At 58.5% G+C, this 23000-nt stretch carries 20 protein-coding genes, 4 tRNA genes and 3 pseudogenes; 13 read left to right on the forward strand and 14 right to left on the reverse strand.

Going from position 1 to position 23000, the window contains the following annotated elements; all coding sequences use genetic code 11:
- The first annotated feature begins 19 nt into the window (after positions 1-19).
- The gene (locus tag ACXPVS_RS12210) at positions 20-1036 is read left to right on the forward strand and encodes a class I SAM-dependent rRNA methyltransferase (protein WP_458510165.1); all 1017 of its coding nucleotides are present in this window, start codon (positions 20-22) and stop codon (positions 1034-1036) included.
- Positions 1037-1129: 93 nt separating this feature from the next.
- Complete coding sequence (locus tag ACXPVS_RS12215; protein WP_458510166.1) at positions 1130-4081, forward strand: DUF748 domain-containing protein; 2952 nt, start codon at positions 1130-1132, stop codon at positions 4079-4081.
- Between the two features lie 229 nt (positions 4082-4310).
- On the opposite strand, the gene ACXPVS_RS12220 is transcribed toward ACXPVS_RS12215, so the two are convergent.
- Together ACXPVS_RS12220 and ACXPVS_RS12225 are read right to left on the reverse strand one after the other, a co-directional pair.
- A complete protein-coding gene (locus ACXPVS_RS12220; protein ID WP_458510167.1) occupies positions 4311-4664 on the reverse strand; it encodes a BON domain-containing protein in 354 nt (117 codons plus the stop codon).
- 310 nt (positions 4665-4974) lie between these two features.
- Positions 4975-5406 carry a pilin gene (locus ACXPVS_RS12225; RefSeq protein WP_458510168.1) on the reverse strand — a complete coding sequence of 144 codons (432 nt, stop codon included), beginning with the start codon at positions 5404-5406 and terminating at the stop codon, positions 4975-4977.
- A 240-nt stretch (positions 5407-5646) separates the two neighbouring features.
- Here ACXPVS_RS12225 and ACXPVS_RS12230 point away from each other — a divergent pair.
- The 5 genes and pseudogenes from ACXPVS_RS12230 to yacG form a co-directional block, all read left to right on the forward strand.
- A pseudogene (locus ACXPVS_RS12230) lies at positions 5647-5724 on the forward strand (hypothetical protein); the annotation flags it as partial.
- 2 nt (positions 5725-5726) lie between these two features.
- Entirely contained in the window at positions 5727-6944 is a 1218-nt protein-coding gene (locus tag ACXPVS_RS12235; RefSeq protein WP_458510169.1) for a type II secretion system F family protein, read from the forward strand.
- Between the two features lies 1 nt (position 6945).
- The gene (locus tag ACXPVS_RS12240) at positions 6946-7818 is read left to right on the forward strand and encodes a prepilin peptidase (RefSeq protein ID WP_458510170.1); all 873 of its coding nucleotides are present in this window, start codon (positions 6946-6948) and stop codon (positions 7816-7818) included.
- Positions 7815-8438 carry a dephospho-CoA kinase gene (gene coaE / locus ACXPVS_RS12245; RefSeq protein WP_458510171.1) on the forward strand — a complete coding sequence of 208 codons (624 nt, stop codon included), beginning with the start codon at positions 7815-7817 and terminating at the stop codon, positions 8436-8438. Before ACXPVS_RS12240 ends, coaE begins: the two co-directional genes overlap by 4 nt.
- Positions 8435-8635: a DNA gyrase inhibitor YacG gene (gene yacG / locus ACXPVS_RS12250; protein WP_429534418.1), complete on the forward strand. Its 201-nt coding sequence runs from the start codon at positions 8435-8437 to the stop codon at positions 8633-8635. Before coaE ends, yacG begins: the two co-directional genes overlap by 4 nt.
- A gap of 3 nt (positions 8636-8638) precedes the next feature.
- Here yacG and ACXPVS_RS12255 read toward each other — a convergent pair whose 3' ends face one another.
- Both ACXPVS_RS12255 and ACXPVS_RS12260 read right to left on the reverse strand, forming a co-directional pair.
- A complete protein-coding gene (locus ACXPVS_RS12255) occupies positions 8639-8854 on the reverse strand; it encodes a hypothetical protein (protein ID WP_458510172.1) in 216 nt (71 codons plus the stop codon).
- A 63-nt stretch (positions 8855-8917) separates the two neighbouring features.
- The gene (locus tag ACXPVS_RS12260) at positions 8918-9607 is read right to left on the reverse strand and encodes an energy-coupling factor ABC transporter permease (protein WP_458510173.1); all 690 of its coding nucleotides are present in this window, start codon (positions 9605-9607) and stop codon (positions 8918-8920) included.
- A 144-nt stretch (positions 9608-9751) separates the two neighbouring features.
- Between ACXPVS_RS12260 and ACXPVS_RS12265 the strand changes: the two are divergent.
- Positions 9752-9993: pseudogene (locus ACXPVS_RS12265) on the forward strand (DUF2790 domain-containing protein).
- An 8-nt stretch (positions 9994-10001) separates the two neighbouring features.
- Here the strand turns inward: ACXPVS_RS12265 and ACXPVS_RS12270 are convergent.
- The 3 genes and pseudogenes from ACXPVS_RS12270 to ACXPVS_RS12280 all read right to left on the reverse strand — a co-directional run bounded on the left by ACXPVS_RS12270 (position 10002) and on the right by ACXPVS_RS12280 (position 13474).
- Positions 10002-11270 carry an OprD family porin gene (locus ACXPVS_RS12270; protein ID WP_458510174.1) on the reverse strand — a complete coding sequence of 423 codons (1269 nt, stop codon included), beginning with the start codon at positions 11268-11270 and terminating at the stop codon, positions 10002-10004.
- 17 nt (positions 11271-11287) lie between these two features.
- Positions 11288-12110, reverse strand: a pseudogene (locus ACXPVS_RS12275) (benzoate/H(+) symporter BenE family transporter).
- Complete coding sequence (locus ACXPVS_RS12280; RefSeq protein WP_458510175.1) at positions 12107-13474, reverse strand: aromatic acid/H+ symport family MFS transporter; 1368 nt, start codon at positions 13472-13474, stop codon at positions 12107-12109. Before ACXPVS_RS12280 ends, ACXPVS_RS12275 begins: the two are co-directional and overlap by 4 nt.
- A gap of 252 nt (positions 13475-13726) precedes the next feature.
- Between ACXPVS_RS12280 and ACXPVS_RS12285 the strand changes: the two genes are divergently transcribed.
- From ACXPVS_RS12285 to ACXPVS_RS12300, 4 genes are all read left to right on the forward strand, one after another.
- Positions 13727-14353, forward strand: a complete 627-nt coding sequence (locus tag ACXPVS_RS12285) for a DUF1780 domain-containing protein (RefSeq protein WP_008154887.1) — start codon at positions 13727-13729, stop codon at positions 14351-14353.
- The gene (locus tag ACXPVS_RS12290; RefSeq protein WP_458510176.1) at positions 14350-14877 is read left to right on the forward strand and encodes an MOSC domain-containing protein; all 528 of its coding nucleotides are present in this window, start codon (positions 14350-14352) and stop codon (positions 14875-14877) included. The genes ACXPVS_RS12285 and ACXPVS_RS12290 overlap by 4 nt, the downstream gene beginning before the upstream one ends.
- Before the next feature lie 68 nt (positions 14878-14945).
- On the forward strand, positions 14946-15119 hold the full coding sequence (locus ACXPVS_RS12295; protein WP_458510177.1) for a DUF3094 family protein: 174 nt from the start codon (positions 14946-14948) through the stop codon (positions 15117-15119).
- A gap of 60 nt (positions 15120-15179) precedes the next feature.
- A complete protein-coding gene (locus ACXPVS_RS12300; RefSeq protein ID WP_458510178.1) occupies positions 15180-16478 on the forward strand; it encodes an NAD(P)/FAD-dependent oxidoreductase in 1299 nt (432 codons plus the stop codon).
- Between the two features lie 216 nt (positions 16479-16694).
- Here the strand turns inward: ACXPVS_RS12300 and ACXPVS_RS12305 are convergent.
- The 7 genes from ACXPVS_RS12305 to rluD form a co-directional block, all read right to left on the reverse strand.
- Positions 16695-16771, reverse strand: a tRNA-Pro gene (locus ACXPVS_RS12305).
- 96 nt (positions 16772-16867) lie between these two features.
- Positions 16868-16943, reverse strand: a tRNA-Lys gene (locus ACXPVS_RS12310).
- A 5-nt stretch (positions 16944-16948) separates the two neighbouring features.
- Positions 16949-17025 (reverse strand) — tRNA-Pro (locus ACXPVS_RS12315).
- Between the two features lie 9 nt (positions 17026-17034).
- Positions 17035-17110, reverse strand: a tRNA-Asn gene (locus ACXPVS_RS12320).
- A gap of 317 nt (positions 17111-17427) precedes the next feature.
- Positions 17428-19992, reverse strand: coding sequence for an ATP-dependent chaperone ClpB (clpB, locus tag ACXPVS_RS12325; protein WP_458510179.1), 2565 nt, complete (start codon positions 19990-19992; stop codon positions 17428-17430).
- 130 nt (positions 19993-20122) lie between these two features.
- Positions 20123-20848, reverse strand: coding sequence for a peptidoglycan editing factor PgeF (pgeF, locus tag ACXPVS_RS12330; RefSeq protein WP_458510180.1), 726 nt, complete (start codon positions 20846-20848; stop codon positions 20123-20125).
- On the reverse strand, positions 20845-21807 hold the full coding sequence (gene rluD / locus ACXPVS_RS12335; RefSeq protein WP_046048807.1) for a 23S rRNA pseudouridine(1911/1915/1917) synthase RluD: 963 nt from the start codon (positions 21805-21807) through the stop codon (positions 20845-20847). The genes pgeF and rluD overlap by 4 nt, the downstream gene beginning before the upstream one ends.
- A gap of 151 nt (positions 21808-21958) precedes the next feature.
- Between rluD and ACXPVS_RS12340 the strand changes: the two genes are divergently transcribed.
- Positions 21959-22981: an outer membrane protein assembly factor BamD gene (locus ACXPVS_RS12340; RefSeq protein WP_458510181.1), complete on the forward strand. Its 1023-nt coding sequence runs from the start codon at positions 21959-21961 to the stop codon at positions 22979-22981.
- Positions 22982-23000: the final 19 nt, after the last annotated feature.

Below are 23000 nucleotides of genomic sequence, written 5' to 3' on the forward strand. Positions count from 1 at the left end.
CTCCTGCAAGGCGCCCGGCATGTCTTCCTTGAATCAGGCGCTGCGCGCCGCCCTCGATCGTCGTCAGGACCTGCTGGCCGAGCTGCATCAGCAAGGCACCGATTGCTATCGCCTGTTCCACGGCAGCCAGGAAGGCGCCGGCGGCCTGACGATCGACCGCTACGGCCCGCAATTGCTGGTGCAAAGCTTTCACCAGTCGCTGGAACGTGATGCGTTGTTGCAACTGCACGACACCCTCAATCAGCACCTGGGCCTCGAAACGCTGCTGGTCTACAACGATCGCGCCCGTGGCAACTCGCGCATTGACCGTGAAGACATCGTCTACCGCGCCGACGAGGCCGCCCTGCAAGACTTGATTGGTCACGAGTGGGGCTTGAATTACCGGGTTCGCGGTCGCCACACCGGCCAGGATCCGCTGCTGTTCCTCGACCTGCGCAACACGCGCGGCTGGGTCAAGCAGCACAGCAAAAACAAAAGCGTGCTGAACCTGTTCTCCTACACCTGTGGCGTCGGCCTGAGTGCGGCGGCCGGTGGCGCGAGCGAAGTCTGCAACCTCGACTTCGCTGAGGGCAACCTGTCCGTCGGCCGTGAAAACGGCCTGCTCAATGCGCAGTTACCGACCATGGACTTCATCCAATCCGACTACTTCCCGGCAATCCGCCAGTTGGCCGGCCTGCCGATCAGCCAGTGCCGCGGGCAAAAACTGCCGAGCTATCAGCGTCTGGAACAGCGTCAGTACGACCTGGTGCTGCTGGACCCGCCAGCCTGGGCCAAGAGTGCTTTCGGCACCGTCGACCTGCTGCGCGACTATCAGAGCCTGCTGAAACCGGCACTGCTGACCACCGCCGACAATGGCGTGCTGATCTGCTGCAATAACCTGGCAAAAGTCAGCATGGACGACTGGCGCGAGCAAGTTTTGCGTTGTGCGGAGAAAGCCGGCCGGGCGGTGCGCGAGTGGACAGTGATGAAACCAGGCGGCGATTTTCCCTCAATGGATGAGCAGCCTCCGCTGAAAACCCTGATTCTGCAGCTCTGAGACTCGTCCGAAAAATCAGACAAATCCTATTAAGCTTGATCACTTCGGAACCGGAAACGCGTGCCATACTCCAACGCACTCCGATTCAGACAGATGAAGCCGCACATGCCCAAAGGATTGATTCGCGCTATTGGCGCTCTGTTAACTGCTCTAGCCCTCTACAGCCTGCTGGGGTTTCTGATTTTGCCGGGCATCGCGTTGCGGGTGGCCAACCAACAATTGGCCAGTTACGCGACGACGCCCGCCACGATCCAGCGGATCGAACTCAACCCGTTCAGCCTTGAAGTGACCCTGTGGGGCCTGATCATCGGCGAGCCGGGCAAGGAACAGATTGGCTTCGAGCGACTGTATGCCAACTTGCAGATCGACAGCCTCTGGACCAAGGCGCTGCACCTGTCCGATATCGAAATCGACAAACCCAAGACCGAAATCCTCTTCGGCAAGGACGGTAAGCTCAATTTGCTTGGCCTGTTCAAAATCCCCGCCAGTGAACCGACTCCGGCCGACCCGGACGCCAAACCGTTCCCGTTGCGCATCGAGCGGATCAAACTGGCCGGCGGTGTCGTGCACTTCCAGGACCAACGCCCCAGCGAACCCATCGAATTCCTCTACGACAAACTCGACTTCGAACTGAACAACCTCAGTACCCTGCCTGAAGACAGTGCCGACCTGACCTTGGTGGCGATCGGCCCGGCAGGTGGACAGATCGACTGGACCGGCAATTTCAGCCTGATCCCGATCGCCTCCGAAGGTAAGTTGAAGATCACCAACGGCACGATGAAATCCTTTTGGCCCTATGTGCGTGACGCGGTGCCACTGGTGCTTGAGGACGGCATCCTCAGCCTGAGCACCGACTACAAACTCAACCTGGCCAAGGAAACCGAACTGCTGTTGAGCAACGTCGCCGTCAGCATCGCGCCGTTCGCGATCAAAGCACCAGATGGTCGACCGCTGGCGAAACTCGAGCGTCTGGACATCAGCGAAACAACGGTAGACCTGGCCAAGCAGCAAGTGGTCGTCGGCAAGATCCGCAGCCAGAAACTGGAAACCTGGGCCGCCCTCGAAGCTGACGGGCAACTCGATTGGCAGAAACTGTTCGCCAGCCAACCGTCCAAAGAAGCCGTCAAAGCCAAGGCCGAACCGGCCAGCACCCCGGCAACCGCCGATTCACCGAAACCCGACCCGGCGCCACCGAGCAAGCCATGGCAAGTGCTGCTCAAAGACGTGCAACTGCGCGATTACAAGGTGCATCTGGCTGACCGCAAGGCGAAACCCGCCGTCGCGCTGGATGTCGGCCCGCTGAACCTGGACCTGCAGAATTTCGACAGCCTCAATGGCTCGCCTTTTAACCTCAAGTTTGATACGGGCCTGGGCAAGCAAGGCAAGATCACAGCACACGGTATCGTCAATCTCGCCCCGGTCAGCGCCAAGTTAAACGTACAAACCAAAGACATCGACCTGCGCATCGCCCAGTCCTATATCAACCCGTTCATTCGCCTGGAACTGCGCAGCGGCATGCTCGGCAGTGATCTGGCGGTCGATCTGAAAAGCACCGAGCCGCTGGCGTTCAGCATCACTGGCCGTGCTCAGGTCGATCAACTGCATACCCTCGACACCCTCAAAAACCGAGACGTCCTCAAGTGGCAGCAGTTGGTGCTCGAAGGCCTGAACTATCAGCACGGCGACAACCTGTCGATCGACAAGGTCAACCTGTTCCAACCTTATGCGCGCTTCATGATCAACGATGACCGCACCACTAACATCGATGATCTGCTGATTCCACAACCGCCCGACTCAGGCGCCAAAACAGCTGCAGCCAAACCTGCCGGCAAGGAAAAACCGCTGGGCATCCACATCGGCGGCATTGCCATCAATGACGGCTCGGCCAACTTCGCCGACTTCAGCCTGACCCCGAACTTCGCCACCGCCGTCCAGCAGCTCAACGGGCAAATCGGCACCATCGACAGTCGTCAGGCAACACCGGCCAGCGTCGATATCAAAGGCAAGGTCGACCGCTATGCCCCGGTGACCATCAAGGGCTCGGTCAACCCGTTCGACCCGATGTCCAGCCTCGACATCGCCACCAGTTTCAAACGTGTTGAACTGACCACGCTCACGCCCTACTCCGGCAAGTTCGCCGGTTACCGCATCCGCAAGGGCCGGCTCAATCTCGACCTGCATTACCGGATCACCAACGGCCAGCTCAAGGCCGAAAACAAAGTGGTGGTCGAACAGCTGCAACTGGGCGAGAAAGTTGACAGTCCGGACGCGGTGAGCCTGCCGCTGAAACTGGCCATTGCGTTGCTCAAGGATGTCGACGGCAAGATTTCCATTGAACTGCCGGTGACCGGCGACCTGAACAACCCTCAGTTCAGCGTCATGCCGATTGTCTGGCAGACCTTGCGCAACCTGATCGTCAAAGCCGCCGCGGCGCCATTCAAAATGATTGGCGGACTGATCAGTGGTGGTGGTTCGCAAGATCTGGGGACAGTCTCGTTTGCCCCAGGCTCAAGCAACCTGAGCAAGGAGGCCGAGGGTTCGCTGGTCAAACTGTCCCAGGCCCTCAAGGAACGCCCAGCCCTGCGCCTGGAAATCGAAGGCACGGCAGCGGCGAGCAGCGATGGCCCGCTGATCGCAGAGCAACGTCTGGAGCGGGAATACCAGTACAACTACTACAAAATACTCCAGCGTCGCGGCGACAAGGTGCCGGCTCAGGCTTCATTGCTGCAAGTACCGGATAACGAGAAAGGTCCGCTACTGGAAGGGATCTACCGCACGCGCCTGAAGACTCAGCCGCCCGCCGAGTGGAAGGATCTTGGCAAGGAAGAACGCACGGTGAAAATGCGCGAAGGCGTGATCAAGTTCTGGAGTTCCAGTGCCGTGCTGTTGCGTCAGTTGGGTCAGGAACGCGCCAGCAGCATCAAAGACTATCTGGTCGACAAGGGTCAGTTGGCCGATGACCGCGTGTACTTCATCGACGCTAACCTCGGCGAGGCGCAAAGTGACGGTCGGGTGGTTACACCGCTGCATCTGGACGCCGAGTAAGGGGCGCGAAATAGCTGATGAGCCTGGCTCTGGCGAGCGCCGCCAGTCAGGCCTCGACAGCGGCTACAGAGATTCTTGCCCATCCACAATAGAACAGGCCCCGACACGAATGCCGGGGCCTGTAATGGCCACATCCTTATGGCCTTTCGCATGAACTCTCCAGAAGCGGCAGACGTATAGCTCGGCCCGCCTGCCGCGCCTTCTCCCAGTCCAGGCGAGAAGTCTTGCTTTACTCGGCTTTCAGGCCGTCAGCGGAGACCGCCTGGACGCCTTTGATTTTCTTGGCGATAGCCACGGCGGTGGTTTTCTGAGCGTCTGTCACCGCAACGGTGGACGACAGGGACACTACGCCTTTGTTGGTTTCGACTTTGATGTCGGTACCAGGAATGCCTTTCTCAGTCACCAGGTCTGCTTTGACCTTGGTGGTGATCCAGGTATCGGAGGTAACTTCTTTAGCTTCGGTCATTTCACCCGCGGCCAGAACCATGGGTGCCTGGGTAGCCTGGGTTTGAGCAAATGCAGCGTTGGCCATGGTCAGGGTCAGCGCGGTAGCAGTAGCGGCAGCGATAGCGAACTTCTTCATACGAGTAACTCCTGTTTTTCATAAAGTCTGCTGCGTGTCTTGTCAGCAGGGTTACTGGGGATATTGCGAACGCTGTGCCAAGTTTTAGATAGACAATAATTTCTTATAAATCATAGCCTTAGCAAAACAACTGGTTTTCAGAATCATGCAAATTGCATGACTTCGAAATTATCGACATGCAAGTTGCAGGTTTTACCGCAGGCCTAAGGCCATGAATTGTCGGAGGTTTTCTCAATTACTCGTTTTTCCCAGAACGACGAACAAAAAAATGCCCCGTCAAACAGACGAGGCATCAGATCTGCCCGCCAGATTACGCGCCGCTGCCGGGACAGCCTTTGGGGGCAAAGTCAGCGTTGACATCGCTGACACACGTCCAGGCACCCGCCGTATTCCCTGATGAGCGAGTCAGTGTGATGGTCTTGCCCAACACCGGTCCTGGGGCATTCACCAGCGTACAAGTGATCTCCCCTGCACCTGACGACGCGGTGCCCGAAGCCGCCAACGTGCAATTAGAGGTCGTCGCCGCCGCGTCACCTGCAACCAATAACAATGTAGGGTCGGTGCCTTGGTTGATAGTGTCTTCGAAAGGCACTTTCAACGCGCTGATCTCAGCCAGCCCCGCCGTAACTTTGGCCCGGGCCTGGTACTTGGAATATTGCGGCAAGGCGAACGTCGCCAGAATCCCGATGATCGCCACTACGATCAGCAGCTCGATCAGGGTAAAACCTTTTTGAGTCTTCATAGACAAGCTCCATGCATGAGTCGAATTCTCATGATCTGAATTAGCCGCAGCACAGCCCATGCCAAGCGCCGCGCGCCCTGTTGCCGGGACGCGCGGCGAGTCCAGCGTCCTCTTTCAACCCCAGAATCCGCACTATCTGACACTTTTTGTCACCCTAATGCCGCGGGTTTGGTTCCATCGCTTGACTAGGCTATAAGTCATGAACTGTTTGCGTCCGAGCCCCCAATGAATGACATCGCCCTGCGCACCTCAGGCCTGCTCAAGGTCATGCAAGGCATCACCAGCCTTGAAGAAATCAACCGAGTCACCAAGGACTGAATATGGCGGTCAAAGCGGTAAAAATCAGCGTCTACGCCTGGGAAGGCACAGACCGTAAAGGCAGCAAAATGACGGGCGAGTTGAGCGGTCGGAATCCGGCGTTGATCAAGGCCCAATTGCGCAAGCAGGGCATCAACCCCGGAAAGGTACGCAAGAAGTCCCCCTCGATTTTCAACGTGGGCAAGCGCATCAAGGCCCAGGACATCGCTCTGTTCACCCGGCAGATGGCGACCATGATGAAGGCCGGTGTACCGCTGTTGCAGTCCTTCGACATCATCGGTGAAGGCTTTGATAACCCGGCCATGCGCACACTGGTTGACGAGGTGAAACAGGACGTTGCGGCGGGCAACAGCTTCGCCGCTTCCCTGCGCAAAAAGCCTCAGTATTTCGATGAGCTCTACTGCAACCTGGTCGATGCCGGCGAGCAGGCCGGTGCCCTCGATACCCTGCTGGAGAGAGTGGCGACGTATAAGGAAAAAAGCGAAAGCCTCAAGGCCAAGATCAAGAAAGCCATGACCTACCCACTGGCGGTGGTGTTCGTCGCGATCATTGTGACCGGGATTTTGCTGGTCAACGTGGTGCCGCAGTTCGAATCGGTGTTCAAAGGGTTTGGTGCCCAATTGCCAGCCTTCACGGTGATGGTCATCGGCCTCTCGCAATTCATGCAGGACTGGTGGTGGGCGATGCTCGGCGTGCTGACCGCGTTGATCTTCGGCGTGCGCCACGCCTTTAAAACGTCGCAAGGCTTTCGGGACCGAATGGACACCTGGCTGCTGAAACTGCCGCTGATTGGCACGCTGATGTACAAATCCGCCGTGGCCCGTTACGCCCGCACGCTGTCGACTACCTTTGCAGCAGGTGTGCCGCTGGTGGAAGCCCTGGAGTCGGTGGCCGGCGCTACCGGCAACATCGTGTTCAAGCGCGCGGTGCTGCGCATCAAACAGGACGTGTCGACCGGTATGCAGCTGAATTTTTCCATGCGCGCCTCCGGTACTTTTCCGAATATGGCGATCCAGATGACCGCGATTGGCGAAGAGTCCGGCGCGCTGGACGATATGCTCGACAAGGTCGCGAGCTTCTATGAGGACGAAGTGGACAACATGGTCGATAACCTCACCAGCTTGATGGAGCCGTTCATCATGGTGGTGCTGGGTGTTATCGTCGGAGGCCTGGTGGTTGCGATGTACCTGCCCATCTTCCAACTCGGCACAGCGATCTGACATGCCCTTGAACGATATTCTGACCCTCCACCCGCTGACCTTCGTGATCGCCGCCATGTTGGTCGGCCTGCTGATTGGCAGCTTTCTCAACGTGGTGGTCTGGCGCCTGCCAAAAATGCTTGACCGCGAATGGCGTGAAGAGGCTCGTGAAGTGTTGGGTTTGCCAAGCGAAACACCGCTGCCGACCTTCAACCTGATGCTGCCCCATTCCCAGTGCCCACATTGCGACCATCGAATCCGCGCCTGGGAAAATATTCCGGTGCTCAGCTATCTGTTTTTACGGGGTCGATGCTCGAATTGCACGGCAGCCATCAGTAAACGCTACCCGCTGACCGAACTGGCCTGCGGCCTGCTCTCGGCGTTCATCGCCTGGCATCTCGGTTTCGGCTGGCAGGCCTGCATGGCGATGCTCCTGAGTTGGGGGTTGCTGACGATGAGCCTGATCGACGCCGAGCACCAACTGCTGCCGGATGTGCTGGTGCTGCCGCTGATATGGCTGGGGCTGATCGTCAATAGCTTCGGACTTTTCGTGTCCTTGCATGAAGCGTTGTGGGGCGCGGTGGCCGGCTATATGGCGCTGTGGTCAGTGTTCTGGCTGTTCAAGCTGATCACTGGCAAGGACGGCATGGGCCATGGTGATTTCAAGTTGTTAGCGATGTTCGGCGCCTGGGGTGGCTGGCAGATCTTGCCGCTGACCATCCTGTTATCGTCGGTGGTGGGCGCCGTTGTCGGCGTGATTTTACTGCGCTTGCGCAACGCAAAAACCTCCACGCCGATCCCCTTCGGACCCTTTCTGGCAATTGCCGGCTGGATTGCCTTGCTCTGGGGTGGTCAAATAACCGACTTCTATTGGCAGTTTGTCGGTTTGAAATGAATACCCCTGTGGAAAAACCCTGGATTCTCGGCCTGACCGGCGGCATCGGCAGCGGCAAAAGCGCGGCTGCCCAGCACTTCATCGATCTGGGCGTGCACGTGGTGGACGCTGATCATGCGGCGCGCTGGGTGGTAGAGCCGGGGCGCCCGGCGCTGGCCAGGATCGCCGAACACTTTGGTCCCGGCGTATTGCAAGCCGACGAGCAGCTGGATCGCGCGGCGTTGCGCAAACTGATCTTCGAAGTGCCAGACGAACGCCGCTGGCTCGAAGCGTTGCTGCATCCGCTGATCGCCAAGGAAATCGCCGATCATCTGGCCAAGGCACAATCGCCTTATGCGATTCTGGTTTCGCCGCTGCTGATCGAGTCCGGGCAGTACGCCATGACCCAACGGGTTCTGGTGATCGATGCTCCGGAACAACTACAGATCGAGCGCACCCTGCAGCGTGACCAGACCAGCGAGCAACAGGTCCAGGCGATCCTCAAGGCCCAATCCAGCCGACAGGACCGTGTGAGCCACGCCGACGATGTGGTGGTCAACGACCGCGACCTCGCCTGGCTGCACAGCGAGGTCGAACGCCTGCATCACTTTTACCTTACTTTGCGTGGAGGCCAGTCATGAGCCAGACCCCAACCGTCAATTGCCCAACCTGTGGCGCCCCTGTCGAATGGGTCGCCAGCAACGTCAATCGGCCGTTCTGCTCGGATCGCTGCAAATTGATCGACCTCGGGGCATGGGCCTCGGAAGAACACAAGATTCCGGTCAGCCCGGATGCCGAAGACGAACTGTTCAGCGAAGACTTCGAGCCGCGTCACTGATCTTCAAGGCCGCATAAAACCGTAGTCCTGGCTGTCATCGAGGTTTTGCGCAAGAAAACGCAACTCATCGGCCAAGTCTTCAGCACTGCGCACCGCCTTGCTCTGTTGCACCACTGCACTGAGCAAGGCGCGCAGGCTCAACCCCGGATCAAAGCCCACTTCCTGCGCGCCATCCAGACTTTGACGCAACTCCTGCCTTGCCCATTCGTAGACACTCATTTCGATGCTCCTGAAGGTTTTCCCGAGCATGGATTCGTGAGCACTTTTTGCCTTTGATGTGGATCAAGATTTGGGCTCGTCGTCTTTCCAGGGTGCCGAAAGGTAACGCGTGCGATTGAACGTCTCCAGCCACTCGGGGCAAAACACCACCAACGCGCTGACCACCATGCCGTTGATGAACGCTTCCGGAAAAATCAGCAGCCACAGATAGCCGACAAAATCTTCAAGCCAATACGGCATGGCGAAACGTTCGTCGAACCACAGCAACCACAGCGCCAGCAGCAGACACAGCAACGCCGACAGCGCCGCTGCAAAAAAACCGGATGCGAAGATATACACAAAGGGATTACGCGGCTGCTTTCGCTCCACCAGGATGGCGCAGCATTCGGTGACCAACACCGGAAGCAGAATCAGCAGAGCCCCGTTGACCCCCATCGCGGCCAGATCCTGCCGCCCGAGCAGCACCAAGCCAAATTGCGCCACCAGCGCGCCGACGATCGCCAGCGGCCAATCCAGCAGTAAGGTCACTGCCGTCATACCGATGAAGTGATAAGACACACCGGTATCGAAATCCCGCCGCACCAGCCAGAGCATGAACAGCGCGAACACCGTGCCAAACAACAGATGCTGGCGCCGACTGTCGCTGAACAGTTCGACCCACGGGGCTCGCGCTACGGCCCAGATCAGCACCGGCACATAGATCAACCACCCCGCCGCGAGGGTTTCAGGTGACAGTAACTCAGCGCCGATCATGGCCGGGCACACTCCCTAGTTTTGCCGAAAGAGAACAGGTTCTCAGTCTACACCGGCCTTTGAGTGCGCTTCGATTTCGGGCGTTTACGATGGGGGGCAAAGACTAAACTTCAACACATCAGAATCAACACCGAGCCCACAAAAATGAACACCTTGATCAGCCTGTTTCTGACCGTTGTCGCCTCCTCGGCCATGGCCGCCGGCAACGAGCCCTCGGCCACCCGTTACAACCTGCACAGCCGCTGGACATCGCCAAAGTGGTGTCAGTGACAGACACTGCAACCGCCTGCGACGTTGTGCCAGCCACCATGGTCTACATCGATCATCAGGGCCAGACTCATCGCGTGACGTATCAAGTGATGGGTAACTGCATGAGCAATCTGTGATCGCTGCTTCATAGCAACGTCCACGTATAGCTGAGGATCAAACGGTTCTCGTCGATGTCACTGCGGTAGTTGGAACGGGCCATAACGTTGCGCACGCGAATCCCGAGACCTTTGAGGCTGCCGCTCTGCAACACATAGCCCAGATCGAGATCACGTTCGCGGTCCTTGCCCTCGAACCCTTTGCCGGTATCGACATTGTGGCCGGTGATGTAACGCACGGTACTGGTCAGCCCCGGCACGCCGAGGGCGGCGAAATCGTAGTCGTAACGCGCCTGCCAGGAGCGCTCATCGGTGTAGGCGAACTCGTAGGTCGGCACCTCGTTACCCAGTGGGCTGATGTTGGCAAACACTCGCGGGAAGGCGCTGTCGCCGAACATGCCCTGATAACCGAGATAAAACGTGTGGCCGCCACGCTTGGCCGACAGCAAGGAGAAGAACGCCTGGTTGTCGATGTTGCCGAGCAGCTTTTTGCCGTCTTCGCGCGAATCGTAATAACCAAGGTTCGCGCCCAGGATCCAGTTACCGAGTGGCTCGCTGTGCTTGAGGCCGAGAAAACGCTGGTTGTAGATATCCTCCAGTTGCCCAAACCAGGCGCTGACCGAGCTGCGTTTATCGTTGAAAGCGTAATCGGCGCCGGCAAAGTTGAAACCATCACTGCTGACCTGACGCTGCGGTACATGACCGAGCATGGCTTGCATCTTTTCGTCGCCAGCCTCGTTGCGCAGGCTGGTCGAGTTCAAGTGACCACCTTGCAACGTCAGGCCATTGATCTCGTTCGAGCTGATGCTCGCGCCCTGATAGCTGGGCGGCAGCAAACGGATATCGCTGAAGGCCAGCACCGGCAGATTGGGTTGCAACTCACCCACCTTCAGTTCGGTTTTTGAGAAACGCACCTTCAACGCGCCTTCCAAACGGCTGTAATCATTTGCCGCGCGCCCATCATCCTTTACTGGCAGCAAACCGGTATTGACCCGGTCCGGGCTGCTGTCGAGTTTGAGGCCGAGCAGGCCAATGACATCCACACCAAAACCGATGGGGCCTTGGGTGTAACCGGATTTGACGTTAAGGATGAAGCCCTGCGCCCACTCTTGGGCTTTCGACTGTTGATTGGCCCCGACGATGTCGGAAAAGTCCCGGCTGAAGTAATAATTGCGTGCTTGCAAGGTCGCGGTGGTGTCTTCGATGAAGCCACTCTCGGCCGCCATCGCACCGGCGGAGAAACTCGAGACGAGCGCCATGGACAACACAGAACCGGTTGTTGGAAGAATCTGTTTCATCGTTTTTTCTCTTATTTTTATTGATCGACAGGTTGAAGTGCTTCAGCCGCCGCGGACTCGCGGCGGGGAACGGAACGACGGGCGTTTAACAACACGTGCGTGACCATGCCGAAAATCAGCCCCCTAAAGGCGGCGGACAAACCCAACAAGGACATGCCCGACGCGGTGGTCAGAAAAGTCACCCACGCGGCTTCGCGATCACTCGGCACGGCCATTGCGCCGGCCAACGCCCCGGCAATCGCAGCAAACAGCGCCGTGCCCACCGCACTGCTGGCGATGACCGGCGAGTAAAGCCATCGAGCAGCCCACCACCAGCACCATCAACACCGCATACCACGGCATCAGCCGTTTGCAGATCAAGTACGTGGCGAACATCGCCAGCACCAGCAACGGTTTGCCCTGCAACGAGACGAATAACCCGGTGCCGAAGCTGAACAGAATCCCTGCCAGCATCGCTGCCGCAATCGCCGCAGGCAGTTTGCCGATGATCCGATCAAACGCTCCCGACACCCCGACCAGAAAGATAATCAGGCTGCTGACCCAGCAAGCACCCACCGCCTCCGGCAGGGAGATCCCCGGCAACAGCGCCACCAGCAACGCCGAACCTGGCGCCGACCACGCGATGATCACCGGGACGCGGTAACGCAGGCTCAGACCGATGCCGAGCACGGCGCTGCCGATGGAAATCGCCCAGACCCACGACGACAGCACTTCCCGCGAGAGGTGTGCGGTCTCGGCGGCCTGAAAGATGATCACCAACGGGCCTGCGTAGGAAATCACCGTGGCGATAAATCCGGCGACTGCCGCAGACAGGGAAAAATCCCGGACTAACGCGCTCATGAAACGTCGCCAACAGACCCGTCGGTTGTACCGTGGCGCGGGCCCGACAGCGCGTGGCTAGCACTGCGTCGACTGCTGATGGCGAACACGGTCATGGCAATCGCGGCCACCGCACCGGGCAAGGCAAAGGCCATGAAATTCAGTTGCAGCGGCAGGCTAATCCCGAGCAAGGCGCCGCCCAGCAGCGGTCCGACGATGGCACCGTTGCGCCCGATGCCCGACGCCCAGCCCAAACCGGTGGAGCGAATGGTCATGGAATAGAACTGTGCGGCGCAGGCGTACAACAGAATCTGCGAGCCAATGGTGGTGGCGCCGGCAATGGCGATCAACAGGTACAACAGCGGCATCGGGCTGTTGAACCCCAGTAAGGTGATCGATACCGCAGCCACGGCGAAGAACACCGCCAACACCCTCGGCAGGTTGAGTTTGTCCCCCAGCACACCGCCGCCAACCGCGCCGAAAATGGCACCGAAGTTGAGCACCAACAAGAACGACAGACTCGAGCCCAGGCTGTAACCGGCGTTGGCCATCAGTTTCGGTAGCCAGGAACTCAAGGCGTAGACCATCAGCAAGCAGCAGAAAAACGCCAGCCACAGCATCAGCGTACGCAGCGCACGACCTTCGCGAAACAGTTGCAACACCGGGGTGCCGGTGCCCTTCACTTCGCTCATGTGCAACTCATCGCCGGTTTGCGCGACGTATGCCGGGTCAATCCGCTGCAAGATGTTGCGCACCTCTTCATTGCGCCCCTGACGCAGCATGAAACCCACCGACTCGGGCAGGAAGTACATGATCAACGGCAGCAACAGCAACGGCAGCACCGCCACGTAAAACACCGATTGCCAGCCAAAACTCGGGATCAGCACGATACCGAGCCCCGCCGAGAGCATGCCGCCTACCGAATAGCCGCTGAACATGATCGCCACCAGCGTGCTGCGGATTTTCTTCGGCGCGTACTCATTCATCAGCGCCACGACGTTGGGCATCACCCCGCCGATGCCCAGGCCGGCAATGAACCGGCAGAGGCCAAACTCGGTGGGGTTGCGGGCAAAACCATTGAGCACGGTAAAACCGCTGAAGAGCATCACGCAGATCGTGATGGCTTTTTTGCGGCCGATCCTGTCCGACAGCGGGCCGAAGAACAGCGCGCCAAACATCATCCCGAACAGTGCATAGCTGCCCAGTGCGCCCGCTTGCAGGGGACTGAGTCCCCACTCTTTCATCAGCATCGGCAGCACCACGCCGTAGATCACCAAATCGTAACCGTCGAAAATGATGATCAGGGCACACCAGAACAGCACCATCCAGTGAAAGCGGTTGAATCGTGCGTTGTCGATAACATCATGTACGTCGATCTTGCGCATGGCATTTATCTCTTGTTGTTGTTTTTTTGAGAGCGTCGGTAACGCGGCTAACGTCCGTAAAGCCGAGGGTAGAGGCGACAGGCACGGCGCAATATCCGCTTTGCGCAGATTGCTATCCATTTTGTGCAATGCCCTGAACCGGGCGCGGGATGTGGATTGTTGCGGGTATGGCGCGTCGCAGATCCGGCAGATCTGACCCTCTGCGATAAACTGTCTTCTTTGCGATCGCATTTGAACGCTAAGCTTGGGCTTATGGATGACTCAGATTATTTACGCCTGCTGACCATCGCGGCCGAGCAAGCCAACGCGTTCCTGTCCAATGCCCGCAAATGGGAGCGTGAGCGTTGGGTTTGTCAGCGCCTGCTGCAAGGCCTGAACATTCCCTATCGCGCCGACGAATTCGCCCCGGCCGGGGAGCCGCCGGACGTGCTGTTTCGTGACGCCAGTTTCGAAGTATTTTTCGTGCTCGATGAAGGCCGACGCCTCAACGACGAATGGCGCGATGAGCTGCAACGCCGGCGCAGCGCATTTTCTCTGAGTTCGCTGGTACGCCGCGAGGCCAAACCCCGACGCATCCCAGCCAACGAATTTTTGCTGAGACTGGCGCCGACCTTGCGCAAAAAAGCCCACAACTACAAAGAACGCGGCATGGACTTGGGCGAACTGGACATCATCGCCTTTGCCAGTCTCAAGCGCGAAGTGCTGGACCTCAACAGCCATTTCCCTCCGCCCACCGAATACCTGCGCCAGGGCTGGCGCTCGTTGTCGCTGGTCGGCCCGACCTTCGCCCGTGTGTTGTTCGCACACCCGGATGCGCCGGATTTCCTGCGCAGCAACCTGGGTCGCAGCATTGTTTTCGACGTCGGGATCAGCCTATGAGTCCGTTGCAGGAACTGATGGGCGAAGTGCCGCAAACGGGTCGCGTACGCTGGATTGGCGTGCGCCCGCAATCACGCTCTCAGATGATCGAACTCGATGCCGTGGAGGCGCGGCTTGAATCCGGTTTGACCGGTGATCACGCGCGTCCCGGCGTACGCAATGCGCGGCAAGTAACGCTGATGCAATGGGAGCATCTGGCAGTGATCAACTCGCTGATGGGCCGCCCGGCGGATCAACCGGTGCTAGCGCAAGACTTGCGGCGCAACATCGTCGTCAGCGGCATCAACCTCTTCAGTCTCAAGGGCCGGCGCTTCAGGATTGGCCAAGCGATTTTCGAAACCACCGGCTGGTGCCAACCCTGCGCCCGCCTCGAGAACAACCTCGGCCCCGGGACCTTTCAGGCGGTTCGCGGACATGGCGGAATCACCGCCCGGGTGTTACAAAGTGGAATCATTCGCCTGGACGACACAGTGAGCGTGGAGCCCATTCCTGCCAGCGGCTATGCTCCGTTCAATGTGGGCTAACGTGTTACACAGCAGCCTGCTTGTAGCTTCTACACATTTAGCAACGTCTACCCCTGACGAGGCCCAATATGACCAGCCGCCTGAACCCCGACGACCAAAAGCATGTCGAAGCGTACCTGCAACTGTCCCAGCACCGAGTCGAGCGCCGGCCTTTCCGGCCGTGGATGCTCCTGGTGGTGGTGTTGGCAGTGACCATTGGTTTAGGCCTGTTGAGCCGACTTATCAGTTACCTGACGCTATGAGCTGCATCGCGCTCGCTCGGGTAATCGCACCGATTTCTTTTAGCCTTGCGAGATATCCCCATGACTCATCGTATTGTCATCGTTGGCGGCGGCGCCGGCGGTCTGGAGTTGGCTACCCGTCTGGGTAAGACTCTGGGCAAGCGCGGCACGGCCAGTGTAATGCTGGTCGACGCGAACCTGACCCACATCTGGAAACCGCTGTTGCATGAAGTGGCGGCCGGGTCGCTGAATTCTTCCGAAGACGAACTCAACTATGTTGCCCAGGCGAAATGGAACCACTTCGAGTTCCAGCTGGGGCGCATGAGCGGGCTTGATCGCGCACAGAAAAAAATCCAGCTGGCCGCCACCTACGACGAAGCCGGCGTGGAGCTGGTCCCGGCCCGTGAACTGGGTTACGACTCGCTGGTGATCGCGGTCGGCAGCACCACCAACGATTTCGGCACTCAGGGCGCGGCACAACACTGCCTGTTTCTCGACACCCGCAAACAGGCCGAGCGCTTCCACCAGCAATTGCTCAACCACTACCTGCGTGCCCATGCCGGGCAAACCGACAAGGTCGAGCAGATCAGCGTAGCGATCGTCGGCGCCGGTGCCACCGGGGTCGAACTGGCCGCCGAACTGCACAACGCCGCGCATGAATTGGCCGCCTATGGTCTTGACCGGATCAAACCGGAAAACATGCACATCACGCTGATCGAAGCCGGACCTCGGGTGCTGCCCGCCCTGCCGGAACGTATCGGCGGGCCTGTGCATAAAACCCTGGAGAAGCTCGGGGTCAACGTCATGACCAATGCCGCCGTCAGCGAGGTGACGGCTGAAAGCCTGATGACTGCCGATGGCAAAGTCATCAACGCCAGCCTGAAAGTCTGGGCGGCCGGGATTCGTGCACCGGGCTTCCTCAAGGACATCGATGGCCTGGAGACAAACCGGATCAATCAGTTGCAAGTGCTGCCGACCCTGCAAACCACCCGCGACGAGAACATCTTCGCCTTCGGTGACTGCGCGGCCTGCCCGCAGCCGGGCACCGATCGCAATGTTCCGCCACGCGCCCAGGCTGCGCATCAGCAAGCTTCGTTGCTGGCCAAATCGCTGAAACTGCGGATCGAAGGCAAGCCTCTGCCCGCGTACAAGTACACCGACTACGGCTCGCTGATCTCGCTGTCGCGTTTTTCGGCTGTGGGTAACTTGATGGGCAACCTCACCGGCAGCGTGATGCTTGAAGGCTGGCTGGCGCGGATGTTTTACGTGTCGCTGTATCGCATGCACCAAATGGCGCTGTATGGCGCGTTTCGTACGGCGATGTTGATGTTGGGGAGCAAGATCGGGCGCGGGACTGAGCCGCGACTGAAGCTGCACTGACACACATCCACTGTGGGGGCGCCACTGCCAGTGCGCAGATCGATAGCCTGGTCGAAATCCTATACGTGGCCGCGCCACGTATAGGAGCGCCCGCCGCGAGCCACGTCGGTAGAGAACGTCGAAGCCTTGCTGCCGCGCAACTGCTCCCCGACCCGACGAGTGATTTTTCGAAGACAAAAAAAATCCCCGTATTTTTCAATACGAGGATTCTTAATATGGTCGGGGTAAGGGGATTCGAACTCCTGACATCCTGCTCCCAAAGCAGGCGCGCTACCGGACTGCGCTATACCCCGGTAAAAAAAAGGCGACCTTTGCAAGTCGCCTTCTTCAATCAGGGCTTTTGGCCGCTGATCTTAAGATCTGATTCCAGCATTAACTGGTTTCAAAAATGGTGGGTCGTGTGGGATTCGAACCTACGACCAATTGGTTAAAAGCCAACTGCTCTACCAACTGAGCTAACGACCCAAAAATGGTCGGGGTAAGGGGATTCGAACTCCTGACATCCTGCTCCCAAAGCAGGCGCGCTACCGGACTGCGCTATACCCCGGCTTGAAATTGGCTCCGTGACCAGGACTCGAACCTGGGACCCAATGATTAACAGTCATTTGCTCTACCAACTGAGCTATCACGGAACTACATATTTCAATTACTACTGATATTTCAATTTACAACTGTGAAGCTTGCTTCACCTCTTCGACCCGTTCGCATCGCTACGTTCGTGTGTCTGAGGCGCGCTATTCTACAATCTTAAGCACCTCTGTCAACCCCCTAAATTGCTTTCAAGTTAATGATTTGCAACTTATTTCAGATTTCTGCTTGGGGAGCAGAGACCCTTCAGGGCGACTTACTGCGGGGCGCACTTTACAAGCCTTTTCCTTTCAGTTCAACAGCCTGGCGAAAAAAAGGCCTCGCAATGCGAGGCCTCGCAGGTTTTGCTGCCGCTGGGGATTCAGTCGAAGACGATTTCGTCGTTTTCCACGACACCCTTGGCGGTATCGCCCGGCATGAAACGACCGGACAGAATCAGCTGCGCCAACGGGTTCTCGATCCAGCGCTGGATCGCTCGTTTGAGCGGCCGCGCACCGTAAACCGGGTCGTAACCCACTGCGATCAGCTTATCCATGGCCTCTGGGCTGAGATCAAGCTTCAGCTCGCGTTCGGTCAGGCGACTGCGCAGGCGACCCAACTGGATCTCGGTAATGCCCGCGATCTGATCCCGAGCCAACGGCTCGAAGATCACCACTTCATCGACCCGGTTGATGAACTCCGGCCGGAAGTGCGTGGAAATCGCATCCATCACCGCCGCACGCTGCGCCTCACGATCACCGACCAATTCCTGGATCTGCACCGAACCGAGGTTGGAGGTCATGACGATCACGGTATTTTTGAAATCCACCGTGCGGCCATGACTGTCGGTCAGTCGGCCATCTTCCAGCACTTGCAGCAAGATGTTGAAGACATCCGGGTGGGCCTTCTCGACCTCATCCAGAAGGATCACCGAATAAGGCTTGCGACGCACCGCCTCGGTCAGGTAACCGCCCTCCTCATAGCCTACGTAGCCTGGTGGCGCGCCGATCAGACGAGCCACGGAATGTTTCTCCATGAACTCGGACATGTCGATCCGCACCATCGCCTCTTCCGTATCAAAGAGGAACTCGGCCAGCGCCTTACATAGCTCGGTTTTACCGACACCGGTCGGGCCGAGGAACATGAAGGAACCGCTCGGGCGATTCGGATCGGACAAACCGGCGCGGGACCGCCGCACGGCATTGGAAACAGCAATCACCGCTTCGTCCTGGCCGATCACACGTTGGTGCAACAGGCTTTCCATCTTCATCAGCTTATCGCGCTCGCCCTCGAGCATTTTCGACACTGGAATGCCGGTCCACTTCGAAACGACTTCAGCGATCTCTTCTTCAGTCACCTTACTGCGCAGCAACTGGTTTTCAGTTTTGCCATGCTGGTCGACCATTTGCAGGCTGCGCTCCAGGTCCGGGATGATCCCGTACTGCAACTCGGCCATGCGGTTCAAGTCGCCTTTGCGGCGGGCCGCTTCCAGTTCCTGACGGGACTGTTCGATTTTCTGCTGGATCTGCGCAGAACCCTGAACTTCGGCTTTTTCCGCGTTCCAGATTTCCTCCAGGTCCGAGTACTCACGTTCGAGCCGGACGATTTCTTCCTGGAGTTTTTCCAGACGCTTTATCGCGGCTTCATCGCTTTCTTTCTTCAGCGCCTGGGACTCCACCTTCAGCTGAATCAGACGACGCTCCAGACGATCGAGCACTTCCGGCTTGGAGTCGATCTCCATCCGGATGCGGCTAGCCGCTTCGTCGATCAGGTCGATGGCCTTGTCCGGCAACTGACGGTCCGTGATATAGCGATGACTGAGTTTGGCCGCAGCGATGATCGCGCCGTCAGTGATCGCCACTTTGTGGTGAACCTCGTAGCGCTCTTTCAGGCCACGCAAAATCGCAATGGTGTCTTCTTCACTCGGCTCGTCCACCAGCACTTTCTGGAAACGCCGTTCGAGGGCCGCATCTTTCTCTATATATTGGCGGTACTCGTTGAGCGTGGTCGCGCCGACGCAGTGCAGTTCACCACGGGCCAACGCAGGCTTGAGCATGTTACCCGCGTCCATCGAGCCTTCGCCTTTACCGGCGCCAACCATAGTGTGCAATTCATCGATGAACAGAATGATCTGCCCTTCTTGCTTCGACAGTTCGTTGAGCAGGGATTTGAGGCGCTCTTCGAACTCGCCACGGTACTTGGCACCGGCAATCAGCGAACCCATGTCCAGGGACAGCAGGCGTTTGCCTTTCAGTCCATCCGGCACTTCACCGTTGATGATGCGCTGGGCCAGGCCTTCGGCGATGGCGGTTTTACCCACGCCGGGCTCACCGATCAGCACCGGGTTGTTCTTGGTACGGCGCTGCAGGACCTGAATGGTCCGACGAATTTCGTCGTCACGGCCGATCACCGGATCGAGCTTGCCTTCTTCGGCACGCTTGGTCAGATCGACGGTGTATTTATCCAGCGCCTGACGCGACTCTTCGTGGTTGGCGTCATTGACGGCCTCACCACCACGCAGGTTGTTGATCGCGTTTTCCAAGGCTTTCTTGCTAACGCCCTGGCCGAGCAACAATTTGCCGAGCTTGCTGTTCTCGTCCATGGCGGCGAGCAACACCAGTTCGCTGGAGATGAACTGGTCGCCCTTCTGCTGGGCCAGACGGTCGGCCTGGTTGAGCAGGCGAGCCAAATCCTGCGACATGTTGACGTCGCCGGTCGGGTTCTGAATTTTTGGTAGTTGGTCGAGCTCTTTGGTCAGCTCTTTACGCAGGCTGTTGACGTCGAAGCCAACCTGCATCAACAGGGGTTTGATCGAACCACCCTGCTGTTCAAGCATGGCTTGCATCAAGTGCGCCGGTTCAATGCCCGGATGATCGAGGCCGACGGCCAGGGATTGGGCGTCGGACAAGGCCAACTGCAACTTGCTGGTTAAACGGTCTATACGCATGGGTCACCTTCCTTTTGAGCAGGTCGGACCTATAAAACATCCTGAATGAAGAAACCTGCCAGATACCGTTATAGATGCGGTCGATTGTGGGAGTTTCAAGCGTCGCGACGTTGATGCAGATCAGCGAAGTCTAGCGTTCGAGCCAAATGAGGGAGGCAAACCGACCGGTGCGTGAACTGCGGCGGTAAGAGAAGAAGCGAGGATCGGTCACGGTGCAAAAACCGCCGCCATAAACAGCGATGACACCGCGAGCGGCCAGACGCAAACGCGCCAGCTCGTAAATGTCAGCCATGAATTTGCCAGCATTTTGACTCGGCACGAAGGCTTTAGCGGTGTCGGGCAATTGCTCGACGAAAGTTCCGCGCACTTCAGGGCCAACTTCAAAGGCTTGCGGACCGATGGCCGGACCGAGCCAGACCAGCACGTTTTCTGGCGGCACGGCCAGACTGTCGAGGGTCGCTTCCAGCACACCCGCCGCCAACCCGCGCCAACCGGCATGGGCCGCCGCTACGCGAGTGCCGGCACGGTCGCAAAACAATGCCGGCAGGCAATCCGCGGTCATCGCCGCGCAGGCGATACCGGCCGTTGCCGTCCAGCTGGCATCGGCAGTGGCCGTAAGACCTGGGTCTGCGTGGGCCACGGCGATGCCGTGAACCTGCTTTAACCAGGCCGGTTGAATAGAGAAGTGATCGGTGAGGCGACGACGGTTTTCGGCAACAGCTTTGGGGCTGTCGTCGACATGATCGCCGAGGTTGAGGCTGTCGAACGGCGCCAGACTGACGCCGCCCGCACGGGTGGTAACGCAGGCTTTCACCCCGGCAGGCGCAGGCCAGTCGGGAATCAGCCAGTCACTCATCCGATGAACGCCTCGCGGTCTTGCTTGAGTAGCGTCAGCAACCAGACGAAATCGTCCGGCAGTGGCGATTCCCAGCTCATGCGTTTACCGGTGGTCGGGTGATCCAGTTCCAGGAACCGCGCATGCAGCGCCTGACGCGGGAACGCCTTCAACGATTCGATCATGGTCACACTGGCTGCCGGCGGAATGCGGAAACGACCGCCGTAGGCAGGATCTCCGACCAACGGGAAGTTGATGTGAGCCATATGCACACGAATCTGGTGCGTACGACCGGTTTCCAGCTTCACCCGCACGTGCGTATGGGAACGGAAACGCTCGAGCACGCGGTAATGGCTGACGGCCTGCTTGCCACCTTCCATCACGGCCATGCGCTGGCGTTGCTGACCGTGACGACCGATCGGTGCGTTGATCTTGCCGCCGGCAGTCACCACACCGATCACGATGCACTCGTAGATCCGGCTTACGCTGCGGCTCTGCAATTGCGTGACAAGCTGTGTCTGCGCCTGAATGGTCTTGGCCACCACCATCAGACCGGTGGTGTCCTTGTCCAGACGATGCACGATACCGGCGCGGGGCACATTGATGATGTCCGGCACGTGGTGCAGCAAGGCGTTGAGCAAGGTGCCATCAGCATGACCGGCAGCAGGATGCACCACCAGACCCGCGGGTTTGTTGATCACCAGGATGTCGTCATCTTCATAGACGATGTCCAGCTCAATGTCTTGAGCGATCCATTCGCCCTGAGCTTCCTGCTCGGCAGTGAGTTCAAGAATGGCACCACCATGAACAATGTCTCGCGGGCGGATAACCGCCCCATCCACAGTCAGGCGGCCGTCTTTGATCCAGGCGGAAAGGCGCGAGCGCGAGTGCTCAGCGAATAATTGTGCAGCGACTTGATCGAGGCGTTGGCCGCCCAATTCGGACGGCACCTCTGCGCGAAGTTCAATTTTATCGGACATGCTCAGACTAGGCGTCGGCACAGCCTTTGGTTTCGGCTGCGCGCTTGTGGTTAAATACGGCGTCTTTTGCCCCGAGGCTATTCAACGGGGCGCTCATCATAACAGGACGGCCCCGCCCAAGACAGCGGCCGTCATAGGGACGCAAGCCGCCATGCAAGTGAAACACCTGCTGCTGATCGCCATCCTCGCATTGACCGCTGCTTGCTCATCGAAGGAAGTCGTAGACGAAAACCTGAGCGAAGTCGAGCTGTACCAGCAGGCTCAGCACGATCTGGACAACAATAGCTACACCGCCGCCACAGCCAAGCTGAAGGCGCTGGAGTCGCGTTATCCGTTCGGTCGCTACGCCGATCAGGCTCAACTCGAGCTCATCTACGCCAACTACAAGAACACCGAGCCTGAAGCTGCGAAGTCCGCCGCCGAGCGCTTCATTCGCCTGCACCCGCAGCACCCGAACGTGGATTACGCGTATTACCTCAAGGGTCTGACTTCTTTCGACCAGGACGTCGGCCTGTTGTCGCGTTTCCTGCCGTTGGACATGACCAAGCGTGACCCGGGTGCTGCTCGCGACTCCTACAACGAGTTCGCCCAGCTGACCAGCCGCTTCCCCAACAGCCGCTACTCGCCGGACGCCAAGCAGCGCATGATCTACTTGCGCAACCTGCTGGCGGCCTACGAGATTCACGTTGCCGACTACTACCTGACCCGTCAGGCCTATGTCGCCGCTGCGAACCGTGGTCGCTATGTGGTGGAAAACTTCCAGGAAACCCCTTCGGTCGGTGACGGCCTGGCGGTGATGACAGAGGCCTACCAGCGTCTGCACCTGGACGATCTGGCCGCCACCAGCCTCGAAACGCTGAAGCTCAACTACCCGAACCATCCAAGCCTGGTCGACGGTCAGTTCAAGCCTTCGGTGGCCGAAGCCGACAACCGTTCGTGGTTGAGCAAGGCGACCCTGGGCCTGATCGAATCCCGTCCACCGCTGCCGCCGGGCGAAACCCGCGCCAACCAGGACGTCCAGAAGCAATTCCAGGACGCCAAAGACGCGATTCCGAACGATCTCAAACCTAGAGATGAAAATGGCGACGTGATCGAAGCTGAGGAATACGAGTCCGAAGCCAATAACAGCGACCGCTCGTGGTTCAGCTACATGACCTTCGGCGTGTTTGACTGACACATCGAGTTGTACAAAA

This window comes from Pseudomonas sp. Ma2-10 (assembly GCF_054330215.1).